Annotated in this window: 20 protein-coding genes; 15 read left to right on the top strand and 5 right to left on the bottom strand. The window is 39.7% G+C overall.

Annotation, left to right across the window (positions count from 1 at the left end; translation table 11 throughout):
- The first annotated feature begins 3 nt into the window (after positions 1 to 3).
- Together QL998_RS01105 and QL998_RS01100 are read left to right on the top strand one after the other, a co-directional pair.
- Complete coding sequence (locus QL998_RS01105) at positions 4 to 2040, top strand: marine proteobacterial sortase target protein (RefSeq protein WP_290191979.1); 2037 nt, start codon at positions 4 to 6, stop codon at positions 2038 to 2040.
- Positions 2037 to 2642, top strand: a complete 606-nt coding sequence (locus QL998_RS01100; RefSeq protein WP_290191978.1) for a class GN sortase — start codon at positions 2037 to 2039, stop codon at positions 2640 to 2642. The genes QL998_RS01105 and QL998_RS01100 overlap by 4 nt, the downstream gene beginning before the upstream one ends.
- On the opposite strand, the gene QL998_RS01095 is transcribed toward QL998_RS01100, so the two are convergent.
- Positions 2537 to 3496: a DMT family transporter gene (locus tag QL998_RS01095; protein WP_024604368.1), complete on the bottom strand. Its 960-nt coding sequence runs from the start codon at positions 3494 to 3496 to the stop codon at positions 2537 to 2539. The genes QL998_RS01100 and QL998_RS01095 overlap by 106 nt on opposite strands.
- 119 nt (positions 3497 to 3615) lie before the next feature.
- On the opposite strand from QL998_RS01095, the gene proB reads away from it, so the two are divergent.
- The 5 genes from proB (at position 3616) to QL998_RS01070 (ending at position 8198) form a co-directional block, all read left to right on the top strand.
- The gene (gene proB / locus QL998_RS01090) at positions 3616 to 4719 is read left to right on the top strand and encodes a glutamate 5-kinase (protein WP_290191977.1); all 1104 of its coding nucleotides are present in this window, start codon (positions 3616 to 3618) and stop codon (positions 4717 to 4719) included.
- A gap of 101 nt (positions 4720 to 4820) precedes the next feature.
- Positions 4821 to 5795 (top strand): GGDEF domain-containing protein, encoded by a 975-nt coding sequence (locus tag QL998_RS01085; protein ID WP_290191976.1) that lies wholly within the window; start codon positions 4821 to 4823, stop codon positions 5793 to 5795.
- A gap of 56 nt (positions 5796 to 5851) precedes the next feature.
- Entirely contained in the window at positions 5852 to 6211 is a 360-nt protein-coding gene (locus QL998_RS01080) for a glutaredoxin domain-containing protein (RefSeq protein ID WP_002961611.1), read from the top strand.
- A gap of 39 nt (positions 6212 to 6250) precedes the next feature.
- Positions 6251 to 7735, top strand: coding sequence for a glutamate--tRNA ligase (gene gltX, locus QL998_RS01075; protein WP_024606065.1), 1485 nt, complete (start codon positions 6251 to 6253; stop codon positions 7733 to 7735).
- 163 nt (positions 7736 to 7898) lie between these two features.
- A complete protein-coding gene (locus QL998_RS01070) occupies positions 7899 to 8198 on the top strand; it encodes a 2OG-Fe(II) oxygenase (RefSeq protein ID WP_290191975.1) in 300 nt (99 codons plus the stop codon).
- A 16-nt stretch (positions 8199 to 8214) separates the two neighbouring features.
- On the opposite strand, the gene QL998_RS01065 is transcribed toward QL998_RS01070, so the two are convergent.
- Both QL998_RS01065 and QL998_RS01060 read right to left on the bottom strand, forming a co-directional pair.
- Positions 8215 to 8607 (bottom strand): hypothetical protein, encoded by a 393-nt coding sequence (locus tag QL998_RS01065; RefSeq protein ID WP_024606063.1) that lies wholly within the window; start codon positions 8605 to 8607, stop codon positions 8215 to 8217.
- 104 nt (positions 8608 to 8711) lie between these two features.
- Positions 8712 to 9320, bottom strand: coding sequence for a CPBP family intramembrane glutamic endopeptidase (locus QL998_RS01060; protein WP_290191974.1), 609 nt, complete (start codon positions 9318 to 9320; stop codon positions 8712 to 8714).
- 358 nt (positions 9321 to 9678) lie between these two features.
- Between QL998_RS01060 and QL998_RS01055 the strand changes: the two genes are divergently transcribed.
- The 4 genes from QL998_RS01055 (at position 9679) to QL998_RS01040 (ending at position 13057) form a co-directional block, all read left to right on the top strand.
- Complete coding sequence (locus QL998_RS01055; protein WP_024598641.1) at positions 9679 to 10380, top strand: DUF3581 domain-containing protein; 702 nt, start codon at positions 9679 to 9681, stop codon at positions 10378 to 10380.
- A 188-nt stretch (positions 10381 to 10568) separates the two neighbouring features.
- A complete protein-coding gene (locus tag QL998_RS01050; RefSeq protein ID WP_024606061.1) occupies positions 10569 to 11816 on the top strand; it encodes a DEAD/DEAH box helicase in 1248 nt (415 codons plus the stop codon).
- 58 nt (positions 11817 to 11874) lie between these two features.
- Positions 11875 to 12855, top strand: coding sequence for a sensor domain-containing diguanylate cyclase (locus QL998_RS01045; RefSeq protein ID WP_290191973.1), 981 nt, complete (start codon positions 11875 to 11877; stop codon positions 12853 to 12855).
- 13 nt (positions 12856 to 12868) lie between these two features.
- Positions 12869 to 13057, top strand: coding sequence for a hypothetical protein (locus QL998_RS01040; protein ID WP_024606059.1), 189 nt, complete (start codon positions 12869 to 12871; stop codon positions 13055 to 13057).
- Positions 13058 to 13183: 126 nt separating this feature from the next.
- Here QL998_RS01040 and QL998_RS01035 read toward each other — a convergent pair whose 3' ends face one another.
- Positions 13184 to 14140, bottom strand: coding sequence for a methylenetetrahydrofolate reductase (locus tag QL998_RS01035; protein ID WP_290191972.1), 957 nt, complete (start codon positions 14138 to 14140; stop codon positions 13184 to 13186).
- Between the two features lie 250 nt (positions 14141 to 14390).
- Between QL998_RS01035 and QL998_RS01030 the strand changes: the two genes are divergently transcribed.
- The 3 genes from QL998_RS01030 (at position 14391) to QL998_RS01020 (ending at position 18991) form a co-directional block, all read left to right on the top strand.
- A complete protein-coding gene (locus QL998_RS01030) occupies positions 14391 to 17273 on the top strand; it encodes a pitrilysin family protein (RefSeq protein ID WP_290191971.1) in 2883 nt (960 codons plus the stop codon).
- 197 nt (positions 17274 to 17470) lie between these two features.
- Positions 17471 to 18289, top strand: coding sequence for a serine O-acetyltransferase (gene cysE / locus QL998_RS01025; RefSeq protein ID WP_121955565.1), 819 nt, complete (start codon positions 17471 to 17473; stop codon positions 18287 to 18289).
- Positions 18290 to 18304: 15 nt separating this feature from the next.
- Positions 18305 to 18991, top strand: a complete 687-nt coding sequence (locus QL998_RS01020) for a hypothetical protein (RefSeq protein WP_121955564.1) — start codon at positions 18305 to 18307, stop codon at positions 18989 to 18991.
- A gap of 33 nt (positions 18992 to 19024) precedes the next feature.
- Here the strand turns inward: QL998_RS01020 and xseA are convergent, their stop codons facing one another.
- Positions 19025 to 20359, bottom strand: a complete 1335-nt coding sequence (gene xseA, locus QL998_RS01015) for an exodeoxyribonuclease VII large subunit (protein ID WP_290191970.1) — start codon at positions 20357 to 20359, stop codon at positions 19025 to 19027.
- A gap of 399 nt (positions 20360 to 20758) precedes the next feature.
- Between xseA and guaB the strand changes: the two genes are divergently transcribed.
- Positions 20759 to 22228, top strand: a complete 1470-nt coding sequence (gene guaB / locus QL998_RS01010) for an IMP dehydrogenase (protein ID WP_002958783.1) — start codon at positions 20759 to 20761, stop codon at positions 22226 to 22228.
- Positions 22229 to 22260: the final 32 nt, after the last annotated feature.

Below are 22260 nucleotides of genomic sequence, written 5' to 3'. Positions count from 1 at the left end.
TTTATGTTTAAATTGAGTAAACCAACCAAAATGCTTACTAAAGTAAGCATTTTTATATTCATAGTGATTGTGCTGTTAGCGAGCTTTAAAAGCCATGCGCAATCACCCAAGTTAGAGCTTTTTGATAGCAATGGTGCGCCAGCAGGGCCAGCAATAATATTAAAAAGCGACGCCAATATGACCTTAACCGGCCTGATTAATCATGTTGTAGTAACGCAAACCTATCAAAACGAAAACCCGTTTGCGGTTAATGCGCGCTATGTTTTTCCACTGCCAGATGAAAGCGCCGTACATGCCATGACGATGCGTATAGGTGAGCGAGTCATTAAAGGCCAAATTGATAAAAAAGTGGAAGCTGAAAAAAAATACGAGGAGGCTAAAAAAGCAGGCAAGCAAGCGGCACTCGTACGCCAGCAACGCGCCAATATGTTTATTACGAATGTGGCGAATATTGGTCCTGGTGAGCAAGTAATTATTGAGCTTGAGTATCAAGAAATAATTGACTACAGCAGCGGCACATTTGCTATTAGGTTTCCTACTACCATTACACCGCGTTATCACGCAATTAGTGGTGAAGTTGAAGTTAATACTCAAAACCAAACGCATGTTAATCCGCTCCCAACGGGATGGTTGAGCCCTGTTTACAGCACTCAAAACATCACTCAAAATAGTACTCAAACTGATAACGCACCAAGTAGCCAATTTAGCTTAAACATTGATATAGACGTGGGCTTAGAGCTGGTGGATATCAATTCTAAATTTCATAATGTTAATGTGCAAAACACCGCGTTTGGGCAATATAAAATAGCGTTAAATGAGAAAAATGCAGTTAATCGCGACTTTGTACTGGAGTTTAAACCATTGCAAAAAGAGCAAGCTCAAGCCGCATTTTTTACTCAGCAGTTTGAAAATGGTGACCGATACGGGCTTGCTATGCTAATGCCACCAGGGGATCACTTTACACAAACTCAGCGATTACCTCGCGAAATGGTATTTGTAGTTGATACGTCAGGCTCTATGCACGGGCAATCTATGGAGCAAGCTAAAAAAGCCTTGTTTTATGCGCTTTCATTACTTGATAGCGACGACAGCTTTAACATAATTGGTTTTGATAACATAGTGACTCCAATGAGCGATAAACCACTTATAGCCAGCGACTTTAATTTACGCCGTGCAGAGCGATTTATTTATAGCCTAGAAGCCGACGGCGGCACTGAAATACAAGGTGCCCTTAATGCCGTACTTGATGGCAGCGAGTTTGATGGTTTTGTACGCCAAGTTGTATTTTTAACCGATGGCAGCGTAAGTAATGAAGACGCATTGTTTAAAAATATTCAAAGTAAATTAGGCGATAGCCGCTTATTTACAGTGGGTATTGGCAGCGCACCTAACAGCTTTTTTATGCGCCGAGCGGCAGATATAGGCAAAGGCTCATTTACGTTTATAGGCAGCACAAGCGAGGTGCAACCTAAAATGCAGCAGTTGTTTGATAAGCTTGCACATCCGGCTATTACTAATTTGGCGCTAAGCGATGAAAGCGGTAACAGCTTAGATTTTTGGCCATCACCACTACCTGATTTATATTTTGGTGAGCCTATTATGGTCGCTATAAAACTTAATAATACTAAAAGAGTGGTACTTGCTGGGCAAACTGCACAAGGGCCTTTAAGTATTAAATTAAGTACACAAAATAGCTCAGATGCAAAAGGTATAGCAAAACTGTGGGCACGACAAAAAATTAAGTCATTACTTTTATACAACGAGCAAAATACAGTTAAAGATGAAGTACAGCAGCTCGCACTTACTCATCAATTACTTAGCCCGTTTACTGCTTTTATAGCGATTGAACAAACTCAAATAAAAGAAGTGGCAGAGCAAACGGCGCAAGCTACTAATGTAGTACCCCAAGGTATGGCAATGCGTTTACCACAAACCGATGGGCAAAGCAGGCTGCATATAGTATTAGGCTGTATTTTATTATTAGGATTTGGCGCGCTTAAAATAAACCGAGGGCTTAAATTAAGTAGGGAGCATAAATGAAAAAGTGGCTAAGCGCGTGCTTACTAATAGCTGGGCTTGGATTATTTGGGCACGGCGCTTATATGCAGGCAAAAGCGTGGCTTGCTCAAGTATTAATTGAACAAGCATGGCAAGAGGCGCTTAAATCACCCGGCACTAAGGTAAAGCCGTGGTATTACGCCGACAGCTACGTTACTGCAAAGCTTGATTGGCCAAGTCATAATAAAACATTAAGTGTATTGGCTGGAGCGAGTGGTCGTAATTTAGCGTTTGCGCCTAGCCAGTTTTTACCCTCAGGGGAGCTTGGCGGAAAAGAATTTGGAAACGAAAAAGGCGCACTAATAGCAGGGCATAACGACACCCACTTTGCATTTTTACAAAACGCAAAAGTGGGAGAGGCGTTTACTTTGCAACTGCAAAGTGGGGTGATACAAAATTATAAGGTAACAGGGATTGAGGTTATTCATCAATCTCAACATGACTTTTTACAAACACCTGGATTGTACTTGCTTACCTGTTACCCTTTTGATTCGCTTGCCTCAGGTACTGATTTAAGATTGCTTGTATCTGCGCAAATGTCTTCGCCCGATTCACTAAGTGGTATATCAACTACAAGTTCTTGATGGCGCTGGCTTACCATTACACCAATAAATACCACAAATATGCTCAACCATTGCCACACGTTGAGCACTTCGCCCAAAATAATAGCTGACAAAATAAGTGTAAAAATAGGAATTAAATTAGAGTACGCAGCCGCGGTTAATACCGATACTTTGCTAATAGCATAATTGTACATGCCGTAGCCGCCAAGGGTTACACACGAACCTAAATATAAAATACTCATAAGCGCGGTTAAGTCGTGTTGGTTTTCGCTTGGTAGATCGATAAAAAACAAAAAAGGTGCAAAAAACAAGCTGCCGCTAATACCTTGAAGTGCAATTAAAGTAAGGGGGGAGTAGCGATTAGCTAAATGCTTAATACTTACGGTATAAAATGCAGCGCACACCATAGCCATCAGCTCTAAAAAGTTACCTAGTAACGGATTAGGTGCTTGCTCAGAATTGGGTGAAAGAAGCGTAAGTAAAATACTGCCGCCAATACACAGCGTAAAGCCAACAACAATGGCTTTGCTTATGTATTCTTTAAGTAATAAAAAGGCAAGCAGCGCAATAATTATAGGCAAGCACGACACAATAACACCCGCCTGCGAGGCTGATGTATATTCCATTGCGTGGCCTTCAAATAAAAAGTACAAGCAAGGCTCAGCAAGCGACATACCCACTAAATACTTCCAATCACCTTTTAAATACTCAAATCGAATAACGTAGCGCCATAAGCAAAGCGATAAAACTAACGTGGTGAGCATGCGTAAAAATATTACCAAGGCAGGGTCGTAAATGGCAATGGCATATTTAAGCGCTATAAAAGAGCTGCCCCATAAAAAGGTGGCAATAATTAAACACAAACTGGCAGGCATAGAGAGTAATTTATATAATTTAATAAAATCAGATCCTAGCATGAATATTTTTAACTTGTTCAAAAATACCGAGCTGGTATAAATTAATTCATCTTTAATTAATGATTAGTAAAAAGCACATGCAAAGGGAACAGGTAATAGTTGTAAAGCTTGGTACAAGCGTACTTACTGGCGGCACCGATAAACTAGATAAAGCGCACATGGTTGAATTAGTACGCCAATGCTGCGAGCTTAAAAAGCTGGGGCATCACGTTATTTTAGTATCGAGCGGCGCGGTAGCTGCTGGGCGTGAACAGCTATTAAAACCCTGTGGCAGAAGCTTAATTGATAAACAAATGCTTGCTGCAATTGGACAAGGTCAACTTATTCATATTTGGCAGAGCTTGTTTGGTTTATATGGGATAAATGTAGGACAAATGCTGCTTACTCGCGCTGATGTAGACGACAGAGAGCGCTACCTTAATGCCCGCGATACACTCAATGCGTTATTAAATTACGACGTTGTACCCATCATTAACGAAAATGACGCAGTCGCTACCAGTGAAATAAAAGTAGGCGACAACGATAATTTATCGGCGCTTGTCGCTATTTTGGCTAATGCTAATAAACTATTGCTACTTACCGATCAAGAAGGCTTATTTACCAGCGATCCGCGCACAAACGCCGATGCCACCCTCATTGGTGAAGTAACACATATAAACGATGAGCTGCGCCAACTTGCTGGTGGCAGTGGTACAAACTTAGGTACTGGCGGCATGGCGACTAAACTGCAAGCCGCCGACATTGCAAGGCGTGCAGGCGTTGAAGTTATTATTGCTAAAGGCGCAGGTAAAAACGTTATTTTAAAATGCATGAGTGACGAGTTACCAGGCACACGCTTTTTAAAACTCACCGCCCCAAAAGATGGCCGTAAAAAATGGCTACTAGCTGGGCCTAAAAGTACCGGCCAAATTGTTATAGATACAGGTGCTATTAGTGCCCTTCAAAATAAAGGTGCAAGCTTACTTGCTAAAGGCGTTACTAATGCACTTGGACGTTTTGAAAGAGGCGATTTAATTGATTTAATAGATACTAAAAATCAAGTGATTGCACGTGGCTTAACGCGTTTTAGCAGTACCGAGGTAAATAAAATCAAAGGCGCACATTCAAATCAAATAGGTGAGTTACTTGAATACGATAGTGGTGCAGAAGTATTGCATCGCGACGACTTAGTATTACTTTAATACCTGTTCTAAAGGATTAGTTAATAAGTATTACCTCATAACTTAGTAAATTCATGAGTATTGTCTAGACTAATAAAAGTTTAATTAGTTTAGGCAGTGTAATGAAGGCAAATAAGTGTGGGCACGAATGGATTATTAAGCTTACCCAGCAAGAGGAAGAAAGTGATTTAGATAGCGCATTAATACAAATAATTGGCGACTTGCTCGAAGTTGATAATTTTGCCATTTACGTCAATAAAAATTTTTCAGCCCCCATACCCCCTACTCTTATAAATTCAAATAGTAATTTAGAGCAATTAAGCCCAGATGAAGCATCATTGTTATTACAAAAGGTCACTCAAAATAAAATTAGGGTGAGCTATGCCTTTAGTAGTACTACAAGTTACGTGCCTATTTATCATTTTGGAAAAGTAGTCGGCACTTTATTAATAGAAACCGAGCAAGAATTACCAGAACGAACAACTATGTTAGCTGTACATATTTTAAATATTTATGCTAATCAGCTTGGGCTATTATATAAGTCGCGGTTAGATCCACTTACAGAGCTTTTAAATAGGCAAACATTTGATAAAAAAGTAATTGAGATTGTATCGGGTAACGGTTTTTTGTTACCAAGAAATGATAACAATAAAAAGCGACGTTGGTATTTAGCTATTGCCGATATCGACAACTTTAAAAATATTAATGATAACTACGGGCATGTAATTGGCGATGAGGTTATTTTACTTATTGCACGGCTACTAAAAAATAATTTTAGAATAGAAGACTATGTATTTAGGTATGGTGGTGAAGAATTTGCTATGTTATTTCAAGCAGAAACAGAGGGTGATGCACATGTTGCACTTAACCGGTTACGCCTTAATGTTGCCCAATACCCTTTTCCACAAATTGGCCAATTAACCATTAGCATTGGTTTTTTAGAGTTATTGAGTATTGATACTGTATCGAGTATTGTAAACCAGGCTGATTTAGCGCTTTACTACTCTAAAAATGCTGGTCGTAATAGAGTTACCTCCTACAGTGAATTAGAAGTTAATAACGAACCAAAGATAGATAACAGTATTGAGCTTTTTTGATTGTAAATTTGTGCTAAAATCTGGCTCCTTAAATTGTTGTAAGCAGAGCACAGAACATGAAATTAGTTCGTTGGTTTTTAGGTTGTATAATCTTATTCTTTAATTTTGTATTTACTCCTCGCAGTAAAAAGCGTGCAAGCGACGAGCAAGCACAGCTTGATCAGCAAACCTCACAATTTAAACTGTACCAATTTAAAGCATGCCCGTTTTGTGTAAAAGTACGTCGCGCCATTAAGCGCGAAGGCTTAAACATAGAAACGCGTGATGCAAAAAATAATGAGCAATATCGTCAAGAGCTTCTTGAACAAGGCGGCAAAGTTAAAGTGCCTTGTCTGCGTATAGAGAAAAATGGCCAAGTACAATGGCTGTATGAATCAAACGATATTATTGCTTACTTAAACAAAGTAGCTGCATAAACCACTTTTATTATCTCACTTATTTAAAGAGAATTTACCATGACAATTCGCACCCGTGTTGCCCCGTCGCCAACTGGTGACCCGCATCTTGGCACCGCTTATATCGCCTTATTTAACTACTGTTTTGCTAAACAACAAGGCGGTGAATTTGTACTTCGTATTGAAGATACAGACCAAGTACGTAGCACGCCAGAGTCTGAACTTGCGATTATGGATAGCTTACGCTGGTTAGGGCTTGAGTGGGATCATGGTCCTGATGTGGGTGGCGAATTTGGTCCTTACCGTCAATCTGAGCGTAGCGATTTATATAAAAAATACGCGCATCAGTTAGTTGACGATGGTAAAGCGTTTTACTGCTTTGCAACAAGCGAAGAGCTTGATCAAATGCGTGAAGAGCAAATGGCAGAAGGCTTGCGCCCTAAATACGACGGTCGTGGTTTAAACCATACAGATGAAGAAATTAAAGCAAACTTAGCGGCAGGCAAACCTTACGTTATACGTATGAAAATCCCAAGCGAAGGCACATTTAAGTTTAACGACTACCTACGAGATGAAATTGAGATCCCGTGGGAAAACGTAGACATGCAAGTGCTTTTAAAAGCGGATGGTTTCCCAACGTACTTTTTAGCGAACGTAGTTGATGACCACCATATGCAAATTAGTCATATTTTCCGTGGCGAAGAATGGATTAACTCAGCACCTAAGTTATTAAAACTTTACGAAGATTTTGGTTGGGAAGCGCCGGTACTTGGTCATTTACCATTACTACGTAACCCAGATAAATCAAAGCTATCTAAGCGTAAAAATCCAACGTCTATTAACTACTATAAAGAAATGGGTTACCTGCCAGAAGCCGTACTTAACTACTTAGGTCGTATGGGTTGGTCAATGCCAGATGAGCGTGAAAAATTCACACTTAATGAAATGATTGAAAACTTTGACATGAAGCGTGTATCGCTTGGTGGTCCGGTATTTGACGTAGATAAACTAAGCTGGTTAAACGGCATGTGGATCCGCGAAAACCTAACCGACGAGCAGTTAATTCAGCGCTTTGTTGATTGGAAGTTTAACGGCGAAATGCTCGCTAAAATATTACCAGAAGTTAAAACACGTATTAATACACTGTCGGATATGGTTGAACTAGCAGGGCACTTTGTAGGCGGAATTCCAACTTACGATCCTGCGTTATTAACAGCCGGCAAAGCAGACGAAAACGTAATTCGCCAAGCGCTACAATTTTTTGTATGGCAGCTTGAAGGCTTGCGTAGCTTTGATAAGCCCGCTATTTTTGCAATTGCAAAAGAAGTGGCTACATTCCACGAGCTTAAAATTAAAGACTTTTTAGAGCCAATTTTTGTCGCAATTACAGGCAAAACATCAAGTACGTCAGTGCTTGATGCCATGGAAATATTAGGCTCTGACTTATCACGTGCTCGTTTACGTGTAGCGCTTGCTCATTTAGGTATTTCTAAAAAGCAGGCTAAAAATATAGAGCGTGCGTACCGCGAATACCCAAGTGCATAATTGCTAAACAATGTACTTTTAAAAGCCGAGCTTAGTAAAATAAGTTCGGCTTTTTTGTTTCAGGCTGTTTAGCTATATGACATCGTATTTTGATATTGTTTAACTAAAGTATTCATAATTTACTAAATGCTACAATGCGGCATATAAACTCATAGGAGGCAGTATGATTGCACCTGTAAAAAACAAAGCCATTTTTAGCAGTAACACATTTTCGATAAACCTTGTTACTTACCCAACTAATCATAGCGTAATGAACCATATTGACCCTGTGCAGCAAGGGCGCTATTACAAGCTGAATTTTGTATTAGAGAAACCTAAAGCGGGTGGGGTATTTAAATGCTCAAAATGCATTATAAATTTATTTAATCGCGTGTATTTGTTCAGACCCGATAAGTACGAACACAGCGTATTTAAAATCGAGTCTGGAAAGCGTGTGCTACTGAGCTTTGCGGTTAATATATAATTTGCACTTTTACTTATTAATAGTCGTAGGCCTGTCCGGTGCATAAAACAGATAAGTCGCAGTACGATACAGACGTTCCACTACAAGAATTAATAGTAAAAGCATTCCCGCCCCTGCGCATAGCATCAGCTTTAAGTAAATCAATCGCGTTTGATTTAGAGCGATTGTAACTTACATTATTGTTACCCATACCGTCGCCATCACAGCTTTCACCTTCTATTCGGCCTAAAAGTGTTGCGCCACTTTCGTGTGCTTCTTGGTCGCTATAAAATTGCTGTAAATCTCTTTTATTAACGTAGGTGCCAATTTCTTGAGATAAAACACCGTTGTCTATATCTGTATGATAAGTCATGCCTGAACAACCCGTTATTGTGGCCAGCACTGTTATTGTCATTATAAAACGTGGCATATTTATTAGTCCTTTAATTTATTATTTAAAGTAGTAAATTACTAACAAAATCAAATGCTGGCAATGTTTGCCAACAGGTAAATTGTTAGCATTTGTAAATGTATTTAGATTTTACTGAGCATAGGGTAAGTAAACAAAAAGAAGTGGCAAACATTAACTAACCAATGGCATAAAATAGCCCACGCTAAGCGCTGCGTTTTATAAAAAATATAGCTATATCCTAAGCCTGCAATAAATGAAACCAATACATAGTTAAATCCTCCAGCAAAATGCGCCAAAGCAAACACTGCTGCTGTCATTATTGGGGCAAGTAGCGCTAGGCGAGGAGATGTGATTATTTGGCTAAGTTTGGTTTGTAATAAACCTCTAAACAAAGCTTCCTCAGCTACACAGGTAAATAAAAGATTAATAGCAATAAAGGCTAACCAAAAGTTGGGCACTTTTGGGTTAAAGCTTACAAGTCCAAGTGTTAAAGCCGCAGTGAGCGAAGCTAAAACAGTAGCAATAATTATAAAAATAGGTTGTTTAACGTTTAATGGGCCTGCTTTTAAAGCTTTTTTACTCGAATAAAAGTAAGCACAAAGGAATAACCCAGCCATAGCTTTATCAAAGTTAGCATAAAGGGTAAAAGTAATCGCATCGCTTGTAATACGCTCGTCTATAACAATAGGGAGGTTATTAAAACCAGGTACCCAATGAAGTGCTAATGCCAATGAGGAAACTATAAAAACAGTACTTAATATAGCGCGTATTATTGCCCGCTTTGTATTTAGCACACAGTAGTATAAAACAACGTAAAGCCCAGTGAACAGGAGAGCATATAAATTTATATAACCTTGAAAATACGCACTTACAACACCTAAAGCTAGTAAGTAGTGCCAAAGGGGTTGTCGCATTATTGATATTTTGCAGTACGGAAAAACACATATAATTGATAGCGCTAATAAATAAAAAGTCATTGTTTTTTATTGCTCTGTTTTATTTAGCCATTAATCTAACAGATTCGACCTCTCAATATTTTTTTTCTGGTAATATAGATAGGTTATAAGCAGTTTAAGCAGTGAACAAACTATGTTAAGTCCTTTTTTTCAGCAGCATGCTGATTATGTTTCTATCTCTCGTGAGCAGGGTTGTCGATTCGCTAAATGCGTTGCCGACGATTACAATCCACTTCACGACAAAGATGCCAAAAAGTTTTGCGCGCCAGGAGACTTACTTTTTTCATTGGTACTAGACCGCTACGGTATTAGTGAACAAATGGAATTTACTTTTGCCGGTATGGTTGATGAAAACACCAAACTTAATTTTCCTGAGGGAGCTGATGAGTTTGATGTAACCAATGGCGAAAAAGTAATTTTAAAGGTAAAGCGCAGCGGTAAAACCAGCCAATGCCCAGCATTAACTAATAGTCTTATAAAAAATTATGTTGAGTTTTCTGGTACTACTTTTCCGCATGTAATTATTCCATTAATGGGTAAGCAAGAGGTAATGATAAACCCTGCTCGTCCGATGGTGATTTACGAATCAATGCTTATCAATCTTGATAATCTTGATATTACAGAACCAGAACTTGAGTTTGCAGAGCCTAGTTTTGAGTATGCTGGTAAGCGCGGAAAAATCACACTACGTTTTAACCTGTTGGAAAACGGCGTTAAAGTGGGTAGTGGTGAAAAGCACATGGTGGTTTCGGGTATACGCGAATACTGCCAAGCAACAGTTGACGATTTAATAGCGTTTTACAACGAGCGTAAAGCGACACTAAAGCCAGCTTAAAGCTACAGCAAATTATAAAAGGCGCTAAATACAGCTGTTGTTTAGCGCCTTTTTTATTGGTTTTTTTATTGTTTTAGCGCTAAAGCGAAAGTGAGCAACCACGATTAAATACTTTTCTGGACTGGTTAATTTACGCAGTACAGTAATATGCGTACAATAGCGCTCTTTGTTATTTTAAAGCTAAGCCTATGTCTGCCACTACGTTCTCATCACTTAATCTCGACCCGTTATTATTAACAGCGATTGAGCAAAATAATTACACTCAACCAACCGCAATTCAGATTAGAACTATTCCGCCTATTTTAGCCGGAAGTGATGTAATGGGCAGCGCGCAAACAGGAACGGGTAAAACTGCCGCCTTTGTTTTACCTTTATTACATAAGCTTTTAAATACCCATAAAAAAGATGAGCAAGGCCTTGCACGTGTAGTCATTTTAACGCCAACCCGTGAGCTTGCTCAGCAAGTATTTGCAAGCTTTGAAAAGTACGCACAAGGCACTAATATCAATGGCGCTTTAGCCTATGGTGGCGCAAGTATTGGCCCTCAAATAAAAGCACTTAAAACAGCGCAAGTTATAGTGGCAACACCTGGGCGTTTGCTTGATCATATAGTTAAAGGCAGTGTGGTACTTTCAAGCGTAGACTCCTTAGTGTTTGACGAAGCTGACCGCATGCTTGATATGGGCTTTATTGATGAAATTAGACGTATATTGCGACATATCCCGGGCGATCGCCAAACTTTACTATTTTCAGCTACGTTTGATGACAGCGTGTTTGAACTCAGTAAAAAGTTACTTAAAAACCCAGAACTAATTGAAGTTGATAAACGTAACTCAGCCGCAGTTGAAGTAGAGCAAGTTATTTACGCTGTAGATGAGGATCGTAAGCGCGAACTTGTATCGCACATGATTGGTATGAAAAACTGGCGCCAAGTGCTTATTTTTACTCGCACAAAACAAATGGCTGATCAGCTTGCTAAAGAAATGTGTAAAGACGGTTTAAAAACCGAATCAATCCATGGCGACAAATCGCAAGGCGCACGCGACCGTGCATTGCAAAACTTTAAAGAAGGTATTACACGCGTACTTGTTGCAACCGATGTAGCTGCGCGTGGTTTAGATATTTCTACACTTAGATACGTAATTAACTTTGAACTACCGTACATTGCCGAGGATTACGTGCACCGTATTGGCCGTACAGGTCGTGCTGGCGAACAAGGACTTGCTATGTCGCTGGTAAGTCTTGATGAGCAATGGCTGCTAGAAGAAATTGAAGTACTACTCGATACGCGTTTAACGCCGCAGTGGTTAGAAGGTTACGAGCCAGATCCTAATAAAAAGCCAAAAGATAATCGTAAAAATACTAACAAGTCGCGAAAAGATCGCGATAAAAAACGCATCACTGGTAAAAGAGAGCCAAGTAGACGTCGTAAATAATAGCTTTTACTTTGCTTTCTTGCCTATACTGGAGCTACTAAATAGCCGAGGTAAAGCAATGTTTGAAATTGATCAATGGGCATTTTCTGGTATTGATGGCCAAATATCTTTGCATAAATGGCAAAAAACAATCGACCTTATAACGGGGCTTTTTTCAGCCCCGTCTGGTTATATAGTTCAGGCAACAAGCAAAGGCTATCGCGTTGTTATTAGAAGCAACGAAGGTGGATCTAACTTTGAGACCAATCCTATACTCCCTCCTCAAACACCTCTGTTTTGTCGGTACGTTGCTGAAACTAAAAATATTTTATATGTTAATGATGCAAGCAATAACGATGCATGGAACACCCTCCCAGAAGTAGTTAAGGATGGCGTTGAATCCTACCTAGGCTTACCTATTCATCGGCCAGAAGGTGAAGTATTTGGCACGCTATGCTTAAAAGACACTAAAATAACTAGCTATACCGATGAATACTTTGAGCTCATAGAGCAACTACGCGATTTAATTGAAGACGACCTAGCGCTTGTTTACAGCTATGAACAAATGCGCGAAATAGCTATGTTAGACTCATTAACAGATATTTATAATCGCCGAGCACTTAACTTACTAGCTCAGCAAAAGCTTAATTTAGCACTGCGTTTGGGATTCGACGTATGTTGCTTGTTTATAGATATAAACGACTTTAAAAAATTAAACGACACCTTTGGTCATGAAGTAGGTGATAAAGCCTTAATTATTTTGGCTGATACGCTAAAAAACCATTTAAGAGATGCCGACATAGTAGGGCGTTTAGGTGGTGATGAGTTTGTTGCAGTAATGCAGTTAAGCGATAAAAGCAAAATTAGCTACATCATGGATAAAATATCCTCTGAGTATTCAAAAGCTTTACTCAAAGCAGACGTCTGCGATTTATCGCTCAGCATAGGTTATAGTTTTACTAATAAACAAAAGCAGCCCTTTGAAGCGCTATTAAGTGATGCAGACCACGCAATGTATAAAAATAAACAAGCGTACAAGCTCGCTAAAAAAGCACAATAAAAGGAGGTTCGTCATGACTCATGCCACACAAACTTGGCTGGTTTTTTCTGCGATAGGTTTTATTTTTTCCTTAGCAATAATAAGCTTATTTGAAACGTTTCCTAGCATTAGATTTATATCTAATGAGGGAATAATTTTTGGTGTTATGTGCTCCTCTATGGGGTTTGCCTTAAAAAGGCTTGAGAGTAATAACCAAAAATAGCTTTCATGGATAGCTTAAGCTGCAAATTTTTACTTGTATTTATTAATTAATTTTTCAAAGAACGGACATAAAAAAGCAAGCCATTAGGCTTGCCAAGAAGGGTGTTAATTAGCTCTAACCTAGTCTTTAAGCTATTAGCTTTTCCGCAAGGTTTAATTCCATAATGGCTTTTAATAAACGGTATAGGTTAATTGACGCGTCAATTTCTTCTTTACGGTTTGTTAAGCTTTCAATATTTAGGCCCAGCGGTACATCTAAATGCGCACAGCTTTTAAGTATTAAGTCGAGGTTTTCGCGGCAAATACGGACTGATTCGCTTAATGTATTGTCTGCATCAAGCATGCGCCATTTAGTTGCCTCTGGCACTGAGATACCCAACCATTGCATAAAGTCTAAGGTTTTTTCGCCGCCGCACGGGGTAAACGTTAATATAATACGTTGAGGTGTAATCCCTTGTGCTTTACATGTACGTGCGTAGCTAGTAATTAGCTCTATAGTAGCTTGTGTGTCGTAAACAGCTTGCGATATAAAAAACTGACAACCTTGTGCTGTTTTTTCTATTAATCGTTCGTGCTCATTTCGTTTACTTGAATGGCGCTCAGCAATCGTAACGCCACCTAAAAAGAAATCATCTGATTGCTCAGCCAATGCTTTATACGCATCTGGCAGGCTTAGCTTTATATCGCCTATCGATGATGGGCTACCTACTAAAACAACATTTTGTAAATCGTAGTCGTTTTTAGTTTTACTTAGCCAATCTTTAAATTCGCCTACGCCACGCTGCGCCACACTTTTATAAGTAATCACATCTTGTGCAGATAAATTACGAAGTAAATGGCTGTATTCACGCGGATCAACGGTTTGTTTAAACGCAAATGGGCGGTCTTGATTAGTGCGGCTGCTTTCGTCTTGAATGTCGTAAATTATCACGCCGTCGTATTCAATTTCGTGTAAGCGACCTAATAGCTTTTCTGCAATGATTTTTAATTGCGCTTTATCGGTGCCAATTTTAGGCGGGGTAGTACCAATAAGATAAACACCTTGGTTGGTGTCCACTATCTTCTCTTTTAGTGATAAAGCCATAATCCTCATTCCAGCTAAGTTTGTTTAGATGGATTTAATATAGCAGCCATTTAGACGTCTAGATAGATTTATTTAGTGAAAGTTTTTCAACTAACATGATGTTTATTCATTGTGCTTGTTCCCATAATTTATAATTGACACAGTTGTTTACATAATAAATTCCCTTGGGGCTCTTATATTTATTGGCTTTGGGGCATAATTAAAGAGTTAAATCTGACAACAAATTTGCTCAATTTAAAAAGGGACAACAATGAAATTTAAATTATTAGCAACCAGCTTAGCGGTATCACTGGCGTTTACGGGTTGCGCCATGCAACAAAACCAAAGCACGCAAACAACAGCACAACAAGAACAAGTAAATAAAGCTGATGACCGTGTTTTTTCACAAGATTACTTAATTGAAGAGCTAGAAAACGGCTTACGTGTCATGGTTGTTAAAACCGATTACCCTGATGTAGTGTCGCTGCAAATTCCGGTATCGGTAGGGTCGCGTAACGAAGTTGAAGAGGGCAAAACAGGCTTTGCTCACTTTTTTGAACACATGATGTTTAAAGGCTCACAAAAATACCCTGAAGATGTGTACTCAGACATATTAAAAAATTCAGGTGTTGATAACCGCGCATATACAACAAACGATTACACAAATTACCATTTAAACTTTTCAAAGCAGCATCTTGATAAAGTACTTGAGCTAGAAGCTGATATTTTTCAAAACTTAACCTACACCGAAGAGCAATTTAGAACCGAAGCGCAAACGGTAAAAGGTGAGTACTTAAAAAACAACGCGAGCCCAATTCGTAAATTATTAAGCGCTGTACGCGAAGAAGCGTTTGATAAGCACACGTATAAACACACCACTATGGGCTTTTTTAAAGACATAGAAGCCATGCCTGATCAAATGGCGTACGGAAAAGAGTTTTTTGCTAAATTTTATAAGCCTGAGTATGTGTCACTTGTTATTGTGGGCGATGTAGAGCCAAAAGCTACAATGGCAATGGTTAAAAAGCATTGGGGTAGCTGGAAAAAAGGTAACTATGTTGCCGATATTAAAGCTGAGCCTGTTCAACAAGCGCCAAAATATTTGCACCAGCAAGATGAAGCACTACCAGGGCATTGGTTGCTTGTATCGTACAAAGGCGCTGCGTGGGAGCCTGCTAAAAAAGACAGAGCGGCGCTTGATTTAATCTCACAGCTTTATTTTTCAAATAACTCTGATTTATATCAAGAGCTAGTGGTCGACAAACAAATTGCCAGCCAAATGTTTGCCTATAACCCAGAGACTAAAGATCCGGGTTTATTACACGTATTTGTTAAAGTAGAAAACGCAGACGATTTAGTCACTGCACGCGATGCAATTAACCGAACTTATGCAAAAGCACGCACTGAGCTTGTTGATGAGCAAAAGCTAAATGATTTAAAATCGAACCTTAAATACAGCTTTATTAATGGCTTAGATTCGTCGCAAGCGATTGCATCAACCCTTGCCAGCTACATGCATTTTGAGCGCGATCCTGAGGTTATAAACCAGCTCTATAAATCATCAGATAACATTACCAGCGCAGATATTAAAGCCGTTGCTAATAAATACTTTACTGATAACGCACGTACCACATTAACAATGTCGGCACTTGACAAAGCCCCAGGTTTTGAGCAAGAAGTTGATTTAAATGCGCTTACTGCAAAGCTTGAACAAGCACCTGCGGCACCTGTATTTAAAGTACTTGATAAAACCAATAGCTCGCCATTAATTGATGTTAACTTTTTATTCAATACCGGTGCGGCTGCCGACCCACAAGGCAAAAAAGGTGTTGCTGCGTTAACTGCTGCAATGCTTGCACAAGGTGGCTCTGAGGCGACAAGCTATAAAGATATTCAAAAAGCACTTTATCCGCTTGCGGGTAGCTTTGGCTATCAAATAGATAAAGAAATGCTGTCGTTCCAAGGGCGTATCCATAAAGATAATGCGGCGCAGTGGTATACACTTGTGAGCGATCAATTACTAAACCCAGGTTTTAGAGACGATGACTTTAAGCGCCTTAAAAAAGAAATGATCGACGGTATTAAATCAGGCTTAAAAGCATCTAACGATGAAGAGCTAGGCAAAGAAGTGCTATACAGTGCGCTTTACAAAAATCACCCTTACGAAAGCTACAACTATGGTGATATTTCGGATTTAGAAGCGTTGACGCTAGATGATGTTAAAGCGTTTTATAACAGCGAGCTTACGCAATCTAAACTCACGGTTGGTTTAATTGGGGCTGTACCTGCAAAGCTTAAAGCTAAAATGATGAGCGATTTTGCAACGCTACCAAAAGGTGAGCAAAGCCGTTTAAGTATTCCTGATGCGCCAGCGCTTAAAGGTCATCATGCAACTATTGTAGAAAAGTCAGCGCAATCGACAGCGGTATCGTTTGGTTTTCCTATTGATACAATAAGAAGTAGCGAAGACTGGACAGCCCTTTGGCTTGTGCGTTCGTACTTTGGTGAGCACCGTAGTTCTAACAGCTTTTTATATGAGCGCATTCGTGAAACTCGCGGCATGAACTACGGCGATTACGCATACATTGAATACTTTCCACGTGGTATGTTTCAAACCAAGCCTGATGCAAACCTAGGGCGCTCTGAGCAAATATTTCAAGTGTGGTTACGTCCACTTCGCTCTAATAACGATGCGCACTTTGCAACACGTACCGCCTTGTTTGAGCTAGATAAGCTAATTAAAAATGGTATGAGCGAAGATGACTTTGAAGCTACGCGTAACTTTTTAATTAACTTTGTGCCGCAAATGGTTGCAAGTCAAAACCGCCAATTAGGTTACGCGCTTGATAGCGAATTTTACAACACTGATAACTTTGTAAGTTACGTAACTAATAAACTTAAAACGCTAACGCTTGCTGATGTTAATCGCGTTATTAAAGAAAACTTACAAACAGACAATGTTCACTATGTATTTATTACTGGTGACGGCGCTGATATGCAAAAACGTTTAGCATCGCAGCAAACATCACCAATGATTTATAACACTAATAAACCTGCTGAATTAGTGGCTGAAGATAAAGTGATTGCTGATTATAAATTAGCAATTCCTGCAAAAAATATTGAAGTGATGAAAGTCGATAAAGTATTTCAATAATTTAAGTGTTTTTTAAGCGTTAAAATAATGCCTCGGTGCTATAAGCATCGAGGCATTTTTATTATTTAATAATGAAACTTAATAAACAGTTATACCTAATAACCAGAACAAATAACTAAGGGATTAACACCTTGGTGGTTAAATCCGTTAGACTTGGGAAAAGGCTATTTTATATCAACTTAAGGCAGTGCAGTATTATGCGTCATGCAATTTGGCAACAGCTTCGCGACGAAGCTAACGATGTAGTAAAACGTGAACCATTATTAGCAAGTCATGTTTATTCATGCATTTTGAATCATGATTGTTTAGGTTCGGCATTGAGCTTTATTGTTGCTAATAAATTGGCGGACGCGGTGGTATCGGCATTCACTATCCGAGAGCTTTTTGACCAAGCATTTGTAAAATGTGATCGTATGCTATCTTTTGTTGCCGAGGATATTAAAGCGGTAAAAGACCGCGACCCTGCATCAGAAACCTATCTTACGGTTATATTAAATCTAAAAGGTTTTCATGCTATTCAGGCGCACCGTTTGGCTAATTGCTTGTGGCAACAAAATCGCAAAGAGCTAGCGCGCTTTATTCAAAGCCGTAACTCTGAAGTGTTTGGGGTCGATATTCACCCAGCATGTAAAGTGGGTAAAGGCATTATGTTTGACCACGCAACCGGTATTGTTATTGGTGAAACAGCGGTAATTGAAGATAACGTATCAATACTTCAATCTGTAACGCTTGGCGGTACAGGCAATGAGCAGGGCGATCGTCATCCTAAAATTAGAGCGGGCGTGTTAATTGGCGCCGGCGCTAAAGTACTTGGTAATATTGAAGTAGGTGAGGGCGCACGAATTGGTGCGGGCTCAGTTGTACTTAGCAATGTTCCACCACACACAACCGCTGTTGGCGTACCCGCTAAAATTATTGGTCGACCGGATTGTGAGTGTCCGGCACAAAGTATGAACCAAAACTTTTTGACTCAACAAGAGCCAGAAAACGCATCGCATACTAGCGCAATGCTGTAGCCTTAGGTAAAAATAATGTCTAATAAAAGTAACTCACTTTCAATGTTGCTAAGTTTTATTGCTGGTGTGGGGTTGGCTAGTAGTTACTTTTTGTTTTTTAATAAAATATCTAATGACGCATATCCTCAGTCAGAAAATACGCGTCAGAATGTTACTATTAAAGTCAGTAGCAATAATAAACTTAGTAGTCATGATGTTAGCAATGACTCAAACCTAAATAGCGCTTTAATTACGGCCAACCAAAATGCTACACGGCAATTTGTTGAACAAGAGTATACTCAGCAAATAAGTACGCTTACCGACGAACTTGCCGTTAAAACCAAGGAACTAAAGCGTGCCGAACAACAATTAAAGTCAACTCAGTTAGCGCAATTAGATGATGTTGATTTTTCTAAGCAACTTGATGAAAAATTTGATAATGAAAGTGAAAATACTCAGTGGAGTTATGAAATAGAAACGGCGCTTACCGATTTTTTAATTACCAGCAACTTGAGTAACTCAGCACAGTTAAGTGATTTGGAGTGCAAGCAAACACTGTGTAAATTTGTGATTGTTGCTGAGCAAAGTAATGAGCAAGGACATGCGCAGTGGCGTGAGCTTAACGATAAGCTAACAGCAATGCCCTGGTGGCAGCAATTTAAGCTAACTACATCAAGCTCTAACGACGAGAAAATAGAGTTTGTAGTAAGTATCAAAGAGTAAGTATACGCACTTTATAATGTTTTTTTAACAGCCTTAGCTATGTACTTGTGAGTGCACCACGCCGTCAACAAATTCTGTAATTAGCGTGTCGCCAGCTTTTACATCTCCTACCGATTTAACCACTTTGTTTTTCTCATTTTTTGTAATGCTGTAACCACGTGCTAATACGTTGAGTGGGCTTACTGAGTCTAATCTACTCGCTTGTAACGCCAAATTATTATTAGCTTGTTGCAATTGATGTTGTATAGCCTGATTAAGCCTTGCTTGTATTTGCGCGAGTTGATGGTTTGCTGTAGCGAGTTTTTTATCGGGTGATTGGCGCATTAAACGCGGCGTTAAGTTATTGAGTGTGCGTTCTTGCTGGTATAAACGATTACGCATCGCCTGTTGCAGCGCAATGCTTAGCTCATCCAAACGTTGTGATTTTTGATTAAGCTGATTACGCGGATGACACAAATTAAGGCGGTGTTGTAACTGCGTTGCTAGTGCGCGCTTGTCGGCAATTCCGTGCTTAAACGCGTTAGATAAACGATTAACTAATTGCGTTACTTTGTTGTGTAACTCTTGCGTATTTGGGCTTACAAGCTCAGCTGCGGCTGATGGAGTCGCTGCACGAACATCAGCAACGTAATCGCTAATAGTGGTATCTATTTCGTGGCCTACCGCACTTACTATCGGTAATTCACTTTTGAAAATAGCGCGGGCGAGCTGTTCGTGATTAAAACACCATAAATCTTCAAGTGATCCGCCGCCTCGCCCTAAAATAAGTACGTCTACTTCATCACGAGCATTAGCTAATTCAATTTGGTTAATTAAATGCACGTGCGCTTCTTTGCCTTGTACCATAGCAGGGTAAATGATGACTTCTAGCTGCGGTGCACGACGTTTAAGTACCGTTAAAATATCTTTTATAGCAGCGCCGGTTGCTGAGGTAATAACACCAATGCGATTAATATTTTGGGGTAATGGCTGTTTGTGAGCAGAGCTAAATAATCCTTCGGCGGCTAAACGCATTTTAAGCGCATCAAATTCTTGTTTTAGCTGACCTTCGCCTGCGGGTTCCATATGCTCAACAATAAGCTGGTAGTCACCGCGAGGTTCATAAAGCGATACACGCGCTTTTACTGTAACTTGTGCGCCATTTACAGGGCGGTAGCTTTGGTTGCGATTATTGCCTCGCCACATGGCGGCTTTAATTTGTGCTTTATCGTCTTTTAACGAAAAGTACCAATGTCCAGATGCAGGGGTAATAAAGTTAGAAATTTCGCCCGTGAGCACTAAAGATGCAAAACCTTGCTCAAGAATTGTGCGAATTTCTCTATTAAGGCGTGAAACGGTGTAAACCGCCTGCGAAGGCTTCGAAAACATAAAAAACAACCTAAAACTATTTATAGCAAGGGTCTATTGACCTTTGTAGATTAAAATTCGTTCAAACTAGGGGCGATTTAATCGCGGCGCGAGGTTTGTAACCTAGTGGGCTAAGTAAAAACCGAGTAACAAAGAGTTAATCGCCCCTAGGCTGAACCCTTTGGGCAGCGCTTGTTTGGAATTGATGCTACGTTATCGCCTATTTATGGGGAATAACCACACTGCATAGGCTCTGCCTTGCCTAAATACCTAACAAACTGCTGCAAATTTAACCTTGAAAGGCTAATAGACCCTATATTATCATAAATATTTGCGAAATATTATTTACTCATGCCAACAACGCTGTTAAAATTTGGCCGCAATTCCTTATCTTAGATCCACATGTGAGAAGTTGCCAAAATGCTTAGAATCGCTAAAGAAGCTCTTACCTTTGATGACGTACTTTTAGTACCTGGTCATTCTACTGTTTTGCCACACACGGCAAATATTTCAACTCGCTTAACGCGTGGTATCAAACTTAACTTGCCGCTTATTTCAGCATCTATGGATACTGTTACAGAAGCTCGTTTAGCTATTGCCCTTGCGCAAGAAGGTGGTCTTGGTTTTATTCATAAAAACATGACTATTGAAGAACAAGCGAAAAACGTACGTAAAGTTAAAACCTACGAAGCAGGTATTGTTTCATACCCTGTAACGGTTACTGCCGATTTAACAATTGCAGATGCAATTGAGCTTTCGCACGAAAAAGGTTTTTCAGGCTTTCCGGTTACCGATAGCAATAATGTGCTTGTAGGCATTGTTACTAGTCGTGATATGCGTTTTGAAACTAAGCTTGAACAGCCTGTTTCTACCGTTATGACTAAAAAAGAAAAGCTTGTTACCGTTAAAGAAGGCGCAGCACGCGAAGAAATTTTAGGCTTAATGCACGAACACCGCATTGAAAAAATCCTTGTTGTTGATGATGAATTTAAACTTAAAGGCATGATCACAGTAAAAGATTACCAAAAAGCCCAAGACAAACCTGACGCATGTAAAGACGACCAAGGTCGTTTACGTGTAGGTGCAGCTGTAAGTGTTGGTGCAGGTACTGATGAGCGTATTGCTGCATTAGTAGAAGCGGGTATTGATGTTTTACTTATCGATACATCGCATGGCCACTCTCAAGGTGTTATTGACCGTGTTACTAAAACACGTAAAGAGTACCCAGACTTACAAATTATTGCAGGCAACATAGCAACAGCTGAAGGTGCGATTGCACTTGCTGATGCGGGTGCCGACGCAGTTAAAGTAGGTATCGGCCCAGGCTCTATCTGTACTACACGTATTGTTACCGGTTGTGGCGTTCCACAAATTACCGCTATTTCAGATGCTGTTGAAGGCTTAAAAGGTCGCGACATTCCTGTTATTGCTGATGGTGGCATTCGTTTTTCTGGTGATATTGTTAAAGCACTTGTTGCTGGTGCATCGTGTGTAATGGTGGGTTCACTGCTTGCTGGTACTGAAGAAGCACCAGGTGAAGTTGAATTATACCAAGGCCGTTATTACAAATCTTACCGTGGTATGGGCTCATTAGGCGCGATGGATCAAAAAGAAGGTTCATCAGATCGTTACTTCCAAAAATCAAACGAAGCAGACAAGTTAGTACCTGAAGGTATAGAAGGTCGCGTAGCTTACAAAGGTCCTATTGCAACGATTATTCATCAGCAAGTGGGCGGCCTACGAAGCGCTATGGGCTTAACGGGTTGTGCAACAATTGAAGAGCTAAATACAAAACCACAATTTGTACGTGTTACTTCAGCGGGTATGGGTGAGTCGCACGTTCATGATGTGCAAATCACTAAAGAAGCACCAAATTACCGCTTAGGTTAAGCAGCGTAATTAATTTAATATACTGGGCTTGC

Source organism: Pseudoalteromonas sp. APC 3691 (genome assembly GCF_030408135.1).
Lineage (GTDB): Bacteria > Pseudomonadota > Gammaproteobacteria > Enterobacterales > Alteromonadaceae > Pseudoalteromonas.
This window is presented reverse-complemented; position numbering and strand designations above follow the sequence as displayed.